This window comes from Marivirga sp., assembly GCF_024636815.1.
Classification (GTDB): domain Bacteria; phylum Bacteroidota; class Bacteroidia; order Cytophagales; family Cyclobacteriaceae; genus Marivirga.
Genome location: NZ_JAGXGF010000213.1, coordinates 1 through 12,287 on the forward strand (window position 1 = coordinate 1; position 12,287 = coordinate 12,287).

10 protein-coding genes are annotated in these 12,287 nt (G+C 33.6%); 6 read left to right on the forward strand and 4 right to left on the reverse strand.

Annotated elements, in window-relative coordinates; all coding sequences use genetic code 11:
• Positions 1-141: 141 nt before the first annotated feature.
• The 4 genes from Q0L29_RS15255 to tgt are packed head-to-tail and all read right to left on the reverse strand — an operon-like array spanning position 142 to position 5,129.
• A complete protein-coding gene (locus Q0L29_RS15255; protein ID WP_296623039.1) occupies positions 142-2,001 on the reverse strand; it encodes a hypothetical protein in 1,860 nt (619 codons plus the stop codon).
• Between the two features lie 8 nt (positions 2,002-2,009).
• Entirely contained in the window at positions 2,010-2,921 is a 912-nt protein-coding gene (locus tag Q0L29_RS15260; RefSeq protein ID WP_296623040.1) for an EamA family transporter, read from the reverse strand.
• Positions 2,918-3,991 (reverse strand): LptF/LptG family permease, encoded by a 1,074-nt coding sequence (locus Q0L29_RS15265; protein ID WP_296623041.1) that lies wholly within the window; start codon positions 3,989-3,991, stop codon positions 2,918-2,920. Before Q0L29_RS15265 ends, Q0L29_RS15260 begins: the two co-directional genes overlap by 4 nt.
• Positions 3,992-3,998: 7 nt before the next feature.
• Positions 3,999-5,129 carry a tRNA guanosine(34) transglycosylase Tgt gene (tgt, locus tag Q0L29_RS15270; RefSeq protein WP_296623042.1) on the reverse strand — a complete coding sequence of 377 codons (1,131 nt, stop codon included), beginning with the start codon at positions 5,127-5,129 and terminating at the stop codon, positions 3,999-4,001.
• An 84-nt stretch (positions 5,130-5,213) separates the two neighbouring features.
• On the opposite strand from tgt, the gene Q0L29_RS15275 reads away from it, so the two are divergent.
• From Q0L29_RS15275 to yidC, 6 genes are all read left to right on the forward strand, one after another.
• Positions 5,214-6,335 (forward strand): glycosyltransferase, encoded by a 1,122-nt coding sequence (locus tag Q0L29_RS15275; protein ID WP_296623043.1) that lies wholly within the window; start codon positions 5,214-5,216, stop codon positions 6,333-6,335.
• Positions 6,326-6,943: a sigma-70 family RNA polymerase sigma factor gene (locus tag Q0L29_RS15280; RefSeq protein ID WP_296623044.1), complete on the forward strand. Its 618-nt coding sequence runs from the start codon at positions 6,326-6,328 to the stop codon at positions 6,941-6,943. Before Q0L29_RS15275 ends, Q0L29_RS15280 begins: the two co-directional genes overlap by 10 nt.
• Position 6,944: 1 nt before the next feature.
• Positions 6,945-7,568 (forward strand): 16S rRNA (guanine(527)-N(7))-methyltransferase RsmG, encoded by a 624-nt coding sequence (gene rsmG / locus Q0L29_RS15285; RefSeq protein ID WP_296623045.1) that lies wholly within the window; start codon positions 6,945-6,947, stop codon positions 7,566-7,568.
• Positions 7,569-7,578: 10 nt separating this feature from the next.
• Positions 7,579-8,322 (forward strand): hypothetical protein, encoded by a 744-nt coding sequence (locus Q0L29_RS15290; protein ID WP_296623046.1) that lies wholly within the window; start codon positions 7,579-7,581, stop codon positions 8,320-8,322.
• Positions 8,323-8,502: 180 nt separating this feature from the next.
• Positions 8,503-10,137 carry a CTP synthase gene (locus Q0L29_RS15295; RefSeq protein WP_296623047.1) on the forward strand — a complete coding sequence of 545 codons (1,635 nt, stop codon included), beginning with the start codon at positions 8,503-8,505 and terminating at the stop codon, positions 10,135-10,137.
• 11 nt (positions 10,138-10,148) lie between these two features.
• On the forward strand, positions 10,149-12,002 hold the full coding sequence (gene yidC, locus Q0L29_RS15300) for a membrane protein insertase YidC (protein ID WP_296623048.1): 1,854 nt from the start codon (positions 10,149-10,151) through the stop codon (positions 12,000-12,002).
• The last annotated feature ends 285 nt before the right edge of the window (positions 12,003-12,287 follow it).

Sequence of the window (12,287 nt, forward strand, 5' to 3'; positions counted from 1 at the left end):
AGGAAAAGCTTTTCCATATAATCCAATATACTGCGTTATCTTCCCTCGATATAGCCCGCTATATCTTCTCAAAGACGCCTTGTCTATTGAATTATATGAAAATCTGAATTTACAAATTAGAGTCGAACTCAGGTTAATAGATTAAATCTTATCAATAAAATTCCATTTTAAATTTTCAGCTTTTCCTTTTTTATTAAATCTTCTCACCTTACGCTGAACATAATTCAATTCACGGTACTGATCCTCCAAGCGTCTTAATTCTATGCGTTGTTCAATCAAGGCTTGTCGATATGATTGAACCCTATTTACTAATTCGCTATTTCTTAATTCATCATCATTTTCATCTTCAATAGAATAAGTCTGCAAATAGCTTTTATTCCTAACTATCGATTTTTCAACATCTTCTAATCTTCCCTTTATATTAATAATTTTTCCTTCCTGATTAAAAGCCAGAGCATTCACACTACTAGTGATGGCTAAAAGTGCACCGGCATAAGGAGTAACTTGATTAGCAATGGTATGATCTTCAAAAAATGAACTTGTTGCACTGAAACTACCCAGGAAAAAGGTAGTAAAAAGCAAGCCTTTTTTAAGTCTTTGATTTCTCTGCACTCTGGAATCCAGCTCTCGAATTTGTTTCCTTAGCCCTACTAATAAAGCATCTGTAGACTTTTGATAATCAATTAATTGCTCATACAACTTTTGAGTATTTACGCCTTCGTTTACAGTTACATTAAAAAACTTACTATCCGAAGCACCTTCAGGATCAGTAACTGTAAATAAAACATCAAATTGTACTGGTATCCCATCTGCTTTCACTATATCAAAACCTAAAGTATCACTCATTAGAAATAGTCGACCTCCCTCCTGCTGGACATACAGCCAGTCGGGCTCATTTTCTAAGGAGTATTTTAAATCTGAGATAGGATGGTTGTTATCCTGAATAAACACTCTTCTTTTTATATCATAACCTTCTCTAATACTTAAATTACTCAGTTTTGTAATAAGCGGAGGATCATTTTTTTCGCTTTTGAGAATTGTTATTTCTTTTTCAACAAAATGTTGAGAATCTTCTGCTTCTTCAGCCTTTAATTTAATTTGGAGAGGAAATATTGAGCTGATATTACTCATTTCCATAGAGCTGAGTTCCCATGTGAAAATTCCCTTTTCATTGATAGTTGGTGCTCCTACTGTAACTGGAATATCAACTGAATAAACAACTGGATCATTATTTGGATCATAAACTGAAAAATCAATATCCAATTCCTGATCTGCAGTAATTATGTACGTATCATTTACATTATTTCTTAATCTTGGTGGTAGCTCCTGGCCTATAATCTGAAATCGAAATTTTCTTCTATTAACTGCATTTGTATTGTCAATTGCAATCAAATCCAAATCATAATATTTTTTAGAAGCTTGACTTTGACTAGGTATCCAATCAAGTAAAAGTCTATTTCCAATTACATGAGTCTCCGCTTGATCGATTGTAGGTAAATCAGTATCATTATTCCAGATGTAGGTAAGCACCACATCATCTGCATTTCTACTATTACGAGTAGAGGCAATAAATTCAAGATTATACTCTTCTCCTTGCAATAATTTTATAAAAGCACGACTATCAAGTGAATCTGGCTCCATTTCAATCGTGGGAACAGAAGCTCTTGCATTAACTTTAATAAGTGTTTTAGAAGTGGCAATAATTTGATTGGAAGAATCTTTCAAATAGAAAAATGCAGATTGAAGTCCAATATCATCATTACTAGTTTCCCAGAAGAATTCGCCTTCTTGATCATCAAAATTAGCATCTAAAATATCGCTTTTCCATGTAAGTTTAAGATTAGGATTATCTTCTTTATTGTACTTAACTAAGAAAACCACGCCTTCTCCAACTCTAGCTTCAACCAATTCAGGTGATTCCAAGATAATTTCATCTTGTGCAAAAAGTTTAAAAGAAAGTACTGTTAAAAAAAGGATTAAAATATTTACCCTCAACATCATAGGATTATTTATCTAATTAAATCGCTTTGCAGTGCTCTTCTTTTCATAATCCTATTCACCATAGGATAACTAAGCACAGAGAGTAAAATGATCGCAGTCCCTACATAGAATCCAAAGCTCATTTTCTCTTCCTCACCAAAAATAAGAAAAGCTAGTATAATTCCATAGATTGGCTCTAGGTTAACTGTAAGGTTTACTACAAAAGCGCTTAATACTTTTTGCACTTTAACTGACATAGAAAAAGCTAAAACAGTACAAATTCCAGCCAAAATAAGAAGGTAAAACCAATCCCATTGTATTGGAACAAAATTTAAGATTTCTGTATCGAAATAAAATAGATAAAGAGGGATTAATAGAACTGAACCGATAAAAGCACCCATCATTTCATAAAAGGTAATTACATAATGATTATGGCGGTGTGTCAATTTCCCATTCAAAACAGTAAAAACACTGGCTAGCATTGCAGATAAAATAGCCATTATTAATCCTTCAATATATTGAAATTCCACACTAAATATAATGTATAGACCAATCACTACCATTATACCTAATGCTAATTCATAAACTTTTACTTTTCTACTACTCATTAAGGGCTCTATCAAACTTGTCCAGAAAGAACAAGTAGCTATTCCAACTAAACAAACAGATGCTGTAGAAACTCTGGCAGCAGCAAAAAAGAGGATCCAATGCAATCCTATGATTAGGCCCACACCAGTAATTTTTAGGAATTCTTTAATCCCTAATTTAAAGCTTAGCTTCCAGAGATACAGTAAAAATAAGAGTATTATGGTAGCAAAAAGAGTACGGTAAAAAACCACAGCTACAGCTGAAATATTAATAAGGAGCCCTAAAATTGCAGTCAGTCCCCAAATCAGAACTATGAAATGTAGCTGAACGTAATTTTTTACCTCATTTGTCATCGGGGTACAAATTTATAAAGAACCAATCCTACTATGCTAAAGGTAATATTTGGTAGCCAAACAGCCAAAATAGGATTCATAGTTGAATTTTCGGCTATAGCTTTGCTCAAAATAAAGAATATTATAAAGACAAAAGCAATGACAAAGCCCAGTGCAATTTGAAAACCAGTTCCTCCCCTTTTCTTCTTGGATGAAACTACCACTCCAATGAAAGTTAATATTATGGCCGCAAAAGGAGCCATGAAACGAATATAGCGTTCAATAAGATAAATCTTAACATTATCTGCACCTCTTTCTTTCAATAAACTTATATAATCATTCAACTCTGTTAGTGTGAGAGTTTCTTGTAAACCGTAAGTATTCCCAAAATCTTTTGGAGTGATATTGAGAACGGTGTCCATCTCCTTTCCTTCCGAGAAAGTTTCTTTCATTCCATCAAATTTCCTTAATGTCCAATCTTTAACTTTCCAATTACTTTGTACGGAATCCCACTCAATTCTTCTCGCACTTAATTTTTCCTTAAGTTTTTTATCTTCAATCAATTCCAAGGTAAAGCGATAACCAACATCTCGTTGATTATTATAGCTTTCCATATATGCATATGTTTCAGGAGCAATTTTTAAATGTATATCTCTATCGGTAAAATAAAATGGTTTTTTAATGTAGGCAGTTTCAAAAGCAATTCTTGTTTTATTAGCATCAGGAATCACATAAGCATTTAAATAAAAACTAGAAATAGCCACTATTCCAGCTCCCATCATATAAGGGACTAACAACCTTCTAAAACTCATACCACTTGCTAACATGGCTACAATTTCAGTATGGCCAGCCATTTTTGAGGTGACAAAAACCGCTGCAATAAAAATTGTGATAGGTGTGATCAAATTTCCTATCCATGGAATAAAGGCTCCATAATAAGGTAATACATCAATTAAACCTAAATTGTGCTCCATGAAATCATCATTCTTTTCTGTATAGTCAATTACCGTGACTATAGCCAGAATAATAATCACCACAAAAGCGAAAGTGGACAAGAACTTTTTAAGTATATATTTATCTAATATCTTCATAATGATTTTACAAACGGGTCATTAATTTTTTAACCATTTTTTCTTTCCATTCATAAAATGTGCCAGATATAATTTGCTCTCTGGCTTGTTCTACCAACCAAAGATAAAAAGTTAAATTATGAATGCTGGCAATTTGAGCTCCCAGAATTTCTTTTGAGTGAATTAAATGTCTTAAATAGGCCTTTGTATAAAATGTATCCACATAAGTTCCCAATGTTGGGTCAATAGCAGAAAAATCATCCTCCCATTTTTTATTTTTGATATTTATGATGCCTTCGGTGGTAAATAACATTCCATTTCGAGCATTTCGAGTAGGCATCACACAATCGAACATATCAACTCCCAAAGCAATGCATTCCAATATATTGGCTGGAGTTCCCACTCCCATCAAATATCGAGGCTTATCCTGAGGAAGTATATCGCAAACCAATTCGGTCATTTCATACATATCTTCCGCAGGCTCCCCAACAGATAAACCACCAATAGCATTACCAGCCCTGTCTTTGGAAGCTATTTCTTCTGCAGACCGCTTTCTTAAATCCTTGTAAGTGCTGCCTTGTACAATTGGGAACAATGATTGCTCATACCCATAATGGCCTTCCGTGTTGTCGAACTGCTTGATGCATCTATCCAACCATCTGTGGGTCATATCCATAGATTTTCTGGCATATTCATAATCACATGGATAAGGCGTACATTCATCAAAAGCCATAATGATATCTGCACCAATCTTTCGTTGAATATCCATTACACCTTCAGGACTAAATATATGAGAAGAGCCATCAATATGAGATTTGAAGGTTACTCCTTCTTCCTTTATTTTTCTTGTTCCTGACAAACTGTAAACCTGATAACCACCACTATCAGTTAAGATTGGTTTCTCCCATCCATTGAATTTATGAAGTCCGCCAGCCTTTTGCAGAATATCTAAGCCGGGCCGTAAATATAAATGATAGGTATTCCCCAAAATGATTTGCGCTTGAATATCATCCTTTAATTCACGCTGATGAACGGCCTTAACCGATCCTGCAGTACCAACAGGCATGAAAATAGGAGTTTTAATATTGCCATGTGCGGTGGTTAATTCACCAGCACGAGCATTAGAGTTTTTATCTTTATTTGAAATTGTAAATTGCATAAGAATGCAAAAATATAGCTTCTTAAGAATTTATAGTTTTTATTTTCCAATATCTTTGTCAAAAAGCTGAATCATTTTTAAAGTATGGAGCAAATCCACCACATAAGTCTAATTTTCATTGCCATTTTTTTGATTCAAGCTTATTTTCATTTCCGATATTTTTTGCCTTTTATTTTTAATAGGAAAGAACCAAGTCAAAAACATCACAGCAAAGAAGCAGTGTCAGTAATTATTTGCGCACACAATGAACTCGAAAACCTGAAGCAGAATTTACCCCTATTTATTAATCAAGAATATGAAAGCTTTGAAGTGATTGTAGTTAATGATAGGTCTAATGATGGAAGTAAAAATTGGTTAAAGGATCAAAGTCAAAAGCATTCACATTTAAAAGTATTGCACATTGAAAAAACTCCAGATAATTTTAACTCAAAAAAATATGCTCTCACTAAAGGAATTGATAGTGCTGAACATGATATTATTTTATTGAGCGATGCAGATTGCCATCCTGCTACTGTTCATTGGGTTGACAGAATGTCACAATCTTTCACAAATTCAATTTCTATTGTTTTAGGAGCTTCTTTATATAAAAAAAGAAAAAGTTTTCTTAATCAATTCATTCGTTTTGAAACTATTCATACTGCTTTGCTTTATTTATCCTTTGCATATAAAAAGGAAGCCTATATGGGCGTAGGCAGAAACTTAGCTTATAGAAAATCTTTATTTTTGGCTTCCAAGGGATTTAAAGATTTAAGCCCAATTATGGGTGGAGATGATGACTTATGGGTCAACAGGCACTCTACACACGAAAATACAGAAATATGTATTCATCCTGAAAGTTTAACTTTTTCTAATCCGAAAGAAAATTGGGGTTCATTTTTCAGACAAAAGAAAAGACATCTATCAGTAGGTAAATATTATAAAATCAGAGATAAAGTCAAGCTGGGGGTCTTTCATTTTACTCAAACTTCATTGTGGATATTATTTATATTGGGCATAATGTTGGGAAGTCCGACTGATTGTTTAATTTTATGTTTCCTTATTTTAATGTATATAGCAGGACAATATGTCGTATTTTACAAGCTTAGCATTAATTTTGGGATAAGATTCATGCATTATAATTTACTCATATTAGAAATCCTATTTATATTATATTATTGGATTTGGGGAATTTATGCTTCACTAACAAAGCATCTTAAATGGAAATAAATAAAAATAGAAATTTTTCAGAGAAGGCATTAAAAGATTTTAGATTAATCGACCAGGCAGTTATAGCTAAAGACCAAATGGCATATGCAGAGTTGATGAAAAGATATAAAAAACCAGTATATCACATGGTTTTAAAAATGGTGAGAAATGTGGATGATGCAGAAGATTTAACCATTGAAGCATTTTCAAAAGCCTTTAAAAGCCTTCACCGATTTAAAAAAGATTATACTTTCAGTACCTGGTTGTTTAGAATTGCAACCAATAATGCGATTGATTTTATCCGTAAAAAGAAACTGAGAACTATTAGTATCCATTCGTCCTACACAGATGATAATGGAGATGCTGTTGAACTGGATGTGGAAGATAAAGGGAATTTGACTCCTCAAGATAGAGCCATTAAAACGCAGAGAATTGAATTGATGCGCATGTTTGTGGATAAATTACCTTCCAAATATCAACGCCTGGTGAAGCTTAGATATTTTCAGGAACTTTCTTATGAAGAAATAGCCACAGAATTAGAGGCCCCTTTAGGCACCATAAAAGCGCAATTACACCGCTCAAGAGAGTTAATGCGTGAACTAATCACAGGTAAGGAAACTCAATTCTGATATGGATAGCAGTGCTATAGTGGAAAAGTACTTCCCAGAACTGAGTGCACAACAAAAAGCACAATTTGAAGAGTTAGGCAATTTGTATGCCGAATGGAATGAAAAAATCAATGTCATTTCTCGTAAAGACATTGATTATATTTATGAAAAGCATATTCTTCATGCTTTAGCTATAGCTAAATTTCAAGACCTTTCAGGTAAACAAATATTGGATGTAGGGACAGGTGGTGGATTCCCTGGTATTCCTTTAGCAATTATGTTTCCTAATGCCCATTTCACTCTTGTAGATTCTATTGGTAAAAAAATAAAGGTAGTAAAAGCTGTCACCCAATCATTAGGCATAGAAAATGTAGAAGCGCATCATCTAAGAGCTGAAAAGACAAAAGGTAAATTTGATTTTGTTGTTAGCCGTGCGGTTACTCGCATGAAAAGCTTTATACATTGGGTAAACCAAAAAGTACAATCTGATAATCCCGAAGACAATAGTGGAATAATTGCCCTAAAAGGTGGAGATTTGGAAGAAGAAATGGCTGAGATAAAAAGAATGTATCAAGAAGTTTCAATCTCTGAATACTTTTCAGAACCTTTTTTCGAGACTAAGAAAATTGTTTTTGTACCCTTCTAATAATATATAGATGAAAATTATAAAGTGGATTTTTATAGTATTGGTCGTTTTAGGATTGATAGGTTTTATCACTTATTTGGTAATAGATGAAGATTTACCCCAAGGCGAGAAAGGCGAAAAAGCTGAGCGATTAGCGGATAAAATGTTATCGGCAGTCAATGATTCTGCATGGCAGGAAATATCTGTAGTGGAATGGGATTTTGCAGGAAAACATCAGCTTGTATGGGACAAAGATAGACATTGGGCTAAAGTATCCTGGGAGAACTATAAAGTATTTATCAGATTAGATTCCAGAAAAGGAGTAGCTTTTGCTAAAGGTAAGAAAGTAGAAAGAGAAGAAGTACTTAGTAGATTATTAGAAGATGCTTATGAAATATGGGCAAATGATTCATTTTGGTTAAACCCCATTACTAAAGTGAGAGATGCAGGCACTGAAAGAAGATATGTCGCCCAAAAAGATGATAATATAGAAGGCCTTTTGATTACCTATAAAAGTGGTGGAGTTACCCCTGGCGATTCTTATTTATGGCTAATTAATGAAGAAACAGGAATGCCGGAATCTGTAAAAATGTGGGTGCAAATTATCCCTGTTGGAGGTATAGAGTTTAGTTGGGAAAATTGGCATACTACTTTGGGCGGAGCTAAAATTGCACAAACCCATGAAAGTATTTTTACAGTGAATATTTCCGGACTTGAAACCTGGACAAGGATAGATGAATATCCGAAAAAGGAAGAATTTAATGTTTTAGAATAAAATGGTATATTAAGTTACTATCACAATCTAAATTTATTATATCATTAAACCTCTAATTCTGAAAGTATTGTTTAAACAGAGTAGAAAAATTAACATTAAAATCTCAAATAGATGAAGATTTTAAAATGCTTATACTACCTTTGTATCCCATAAGTATAGCAGGCAATTCAAAAACAACTTATGGCATCTCAAAAAAATACTAAATTCATCTTTGTTACCGGTGGTGTAACCTCTTCCTTAGGAAAAGGTATAATCGCGGCTTCTTTAGCTAAATTGCTACAAGCACGTGGTTTCTCTGTAACTATTCAAAAATTAGATCCTTATATTAATATTGATCCAGGAACACTAAATCCATATGAACATGGAGAATGTTTTGTAACCGAGGATGGTGCAGAAACCGATTTGGATTTAGGTCATTATGAAAGGTTTTTAAACATCAATACCTCTCAAGAAAACAATGTCACAACTGGTAGAATCTATTATAATGTAATTACAAAAGAACGAGAAGGTGCTTATTTGGGTAAAACAGTTCAAGTAATTCCTCATATTACGGATGAAATCAAAAGAAATATTTATGCCGTTGCCGAGAAAAACGAATATGATATTGTTATCACAGAAATCGGGGGTTGTGTAGGTGATATTGAATCTTTGCCTTTTATTGAAGCTGTAAGACAAGTGAAATGGGATGTAGGAACTAATAATTTCTTAGTCGTTAACCTGACCCTTATCCCCTATTTGAAGGCTGCGGGTGAATTAAAAACAAAGCCTACTCAGCATGCTGTAAAACAATTATTAGAATCCGGTATTCAGCCTGATATTTTGGTTTGCCGAACAGAACATAAATTACCCCAAGAAATAAGAAAGAAATTAGCTCTTTTCTGTAATGTGAACATTAATTCAGTTATAGAAGCAATGGATGCTGATTCTATCTATGATGTTCCATTATTGATGAGGAAAGAAAAGCTGGATGAAAGAGTATTAGCTAAACTAAAGCTTTCTCATAAGGTAGAACCAGAATTGACTCAATGGAAAAACTTCTTAGGTAAATTAAAAAATCCAATCTCAGATATCAATATTGCACTGGTAGGTAAATACATAGAATTACCTGATGCTTACAAATCCATTACTGAATCCTTTATTCATGCTGGAGCTGAAAATGAAACTAAAGTAAATGTTAAGTGGATTCATTCAGAAGAAGTCAATGCAGATAATGTAGATTCATTATTAGGAAATGTCCATGGAGTATTAGTTGCACCTGGTTTTGGAGAAAGAGGAATAGAAGGAAAGATTCATACTATCAAATACTGCCGTGAACAAAAACTACCATTTTTTGGTATTTGCTTGGGAATGCAGTGTGCGGTAGTTGAATTTGCAAGGAATGTATTAGGCTTAAAAGATGCTGCCTCTACTGAAATGGATCCTAAAACTAAAAATCCTATTATTGATTTAATGGAGGAACAGCAAAGCATCACTCAAAAAGGCGGAACAATGCGTTTGGGATCTTATGCTTGTGAGTTAAAAAAGAATACAAAAGCCTATCAAGCTTACGGAAAAACGAAAATTAATGAGCGTCATAGGCATAGATACGAATTTAATAATAGATATTTGCAGGATATTGAAGCTGCAGGTATGAAAGCTACCGGAATTAATCCAAAAACAGGGTTAGTGGAAATAGTAGAAATTGCGGAACACCCTTGGTTTGTAGGCACACAATTTCATCCTGAGCTAAAAAGTACTGTTTTAAATCCACATCCTTTATTTGTGCGATTTGTAAAAGCAAGTTTAGAACATAAAATATTATCAGAATCGAATTAATTACAATTTAGATGGACAAAAATCAAGCAACGGGACTTATCCTGATTTCTATTTTAATGATTGCCTATTTCTGGTTTTTTGCGGACGCTCCGCAACAAGCTGAAAATATTGAAAGCAATCAGGTAGAACAAAACGAAAAACAACAAGAAGCTGCTCCTTCAACAAACACCAAGGAAGCAACAAGCGTAATTGAAAATGATTCTAGTTTAAACCAAAAATTAGTGAATCAATTTGGAGCGTTTGCAGGTGTTGCAAAAGGCGAATCTCAAATTTCTACTTTCAATACTGAAACTATAGCAATTCAATTTGATTCAAAAGGTGGTAGAATTAAAAATGTAGAATTACTGGATTTCAAAACGCACGATGGTCAGCCTCTTATCATTTCCAATCAGGAAGATGAAGAGAAAGAGTTGTTGTTTAATACTGCTAATGGTGAAGTCAATTTGTATGATCTCTATTTTGAAATGCAAGGTTCTCCAAAGAGACAGCTTTCAAATGGAGATACGATAGACATTAAATTTGTTGCTCAATTAGCATCAGGTAAAAGTATTGAACAGGTTTATACCTTATCAGGAAATCAATATCAGATAGGCTACACATTAGCATTCAACGGTCTTAATAATGAGGTTCTGGGTGATCAATTAACTTTACGTTGGAATAAGAAAATGCGTAAGTTCGAAAAAGATCTCGAACAGAGTAGAATGAAAGTCACGATGAATTACTATTCCGAAGAAGAAGGAATGGATGGTTTAAGTGAACGATCTGAAGAAGACAGTGAAGAAATTACAGAACCTGTAAAGTGGTTCTCTTTTAAGCAAAACTTCTTTATGGAAGCCTTGATTACGGATATTCCAATGAAAAGAGCGGAATTTGCTACTGATATTGAAGGTTTATCCGATGATTATGTAAAAAGAGGAAAAGCTAAAGTTGAAATTCCTTTAGCTGAAGTAACCAACAAAGCGGGTGAATTCAAATATTATTTTGGACCAAACAACTATAAAACTTTACAAAAAGTAGCTCCTGATTTTGAAGAAAATGTTTATTTAGGCTGGTTTCCTATCAGTTTAGTAAATAAATATGTGATTATCAATGTGTTTTATGTATTGGAAAAATACATCAGTAATTACGGCTTGATTATTATCATATTAGTGTTTTTAATCAAACTAGCACTCTCCCCTCTTTCCTATAAATCCTATGTCTCAATGGCTAAAACGAAAGTTTTAAAGCCTCAATTAGACGAGATTAAGGAAAAGCATGGAGGTGATATGCAAAAGGCTCAAGCAGATCAAATGGATCTCTATCGAAAAGTAGGTGTAAACCCTCTTTCTGGTTGTATTCCATTATTGCTACAAATGCCGATTCTATTTGCCATGTTCTATTTCTTCCCAAGTTCTATTGAACTGAGGCAAGAATCTTTCTTATGGGCAAGTGATTTATCAACATATGATAGTGTATTAAGTTTGCCATTTACAATCCCATTCTATGGCGATCACGTGAGTTTATTCACTATCCTAATGACATTGTCTACCCTTTTAATTACATGGTCTCAGGGGCAAGTAAGCTCAGTACAAGGCCCAATGAAAAACATACAGTATTTCATGCCTGTAATTTTCATGTTTGTATTGAATAGCTTCCCGGCAGCTTTAAGTTTCTATTATCTAATAGCCAACTTAATCACATTCGGTCAGCAAACGTTGATTAGAAGAATGATTGATGAAGATAAAATCATTGGGATTCTAGAGGAAAATAAGAAGAAGAATGTCAATAAAAAGACATCCAAATTCCAGCAGAGATTGCAAGAAGCAATGAAAGCAAGTGAAGAAGCCAAAAAAGCTAAGGATAAAGGTAAAAAGAAGAAAAAGTAAACCTTCTTTCAAAATAGATCTTAATCAAAAGGTGAGTCAGCAATGGCTCACCTTTTTTATTTCTAACTCAATTAAGTCCAAAATATTTATTGACTCTACATTTTAATGAATTTTAAAAGTAGTCTAATGATGAACTTAGTATCCTTATTAACCTGAGTTCGATTCTAATTTAGGATTCAGAACGCCTGTAAATAGTGAGTTTCAACTAAAAATTCTGAAGCAATAGCGGGCTATTGTAAGGAATTTTTAGGAAGAAAATCGCTGTTTAGAGGTGGGATAGGAAAA

What these genes read in the sequence shown, in the direction of transcription:
- Q0L29_RS15255 (WP_296623039.1), bottom strand. Translation starts at nt 2,001, where the DNA reads ATGATGTTGAGGGTAAATATTTTAATCCTTTTTTTAACAGTACTTTCT.
- tgt (WP_296623042.1), bottom strand. Translation starts at nt 5,129, where the DNA reads ATGCAATTTACAATTTCAAATAAAGATAAAAACTCTAATGCTCGTGCT.
- Q0L29_RS15275 (WP_296623043.1), top strand. Translation starts at nt 5,214, where the DNA reads ATGGAGCAAATCCACCACATAAGTCTAATTTTCATTGCCATTTTTTTG.
- Q0L29_RS15260 (WP_296623040.1), bottom strand. Translation starts at nt 2,921, where the DNA reads ATGACAAATGAGGTAAAAAATTACGTTCAGCTACATTTCATAGTTCTG.
- Q0L29_RS15280 (WP_296623044.1), top strand. Translation starts at nt 6,326, where the DNA reads ATGGAAATAAATAAAAATAGAAATTTTTCAGAGAAGGCATTAAAAGAT.
- Q0L29_RS15295 (WP_296623047.1), top strand. Translation starts at nt 8,503, where the DNA reads ATGGCATCTCAAAAAAATACTAAATTCATCTTTGTTACCGGTGGTGTA.
- Q0L29_RS15265 (WP_296623041.1), bottom strand. Translation starts at nt 3,991, where the DNA reads ATGAAGATATTAGATAAATATATACTTAAAAAGTTCTTGTCCACTTTC.
- rsmG (WP_296623045.1), top strand. Translation starts at nt 6,945, where the DNA reads ATGGATAGCAGTGCTATAGTGGAAAAGTACTTCCCAGAACTGAGTGCA.
- Q0L29_RS15290 (WP_296623046.1), top strand. Translation starts at nt 7,579, where the DNA reads ATGAAAATTATAAAGTGGATTTTTATAGTATTGGTCGTTTTAGGATTG.
- yidC (WP_296623048.1), top strand. Translation starts at nt 10,149, where the DNA reads ATGGACAAAAATCAAGCAACGGGACTTATCCTGATTTCTATTTTAATG.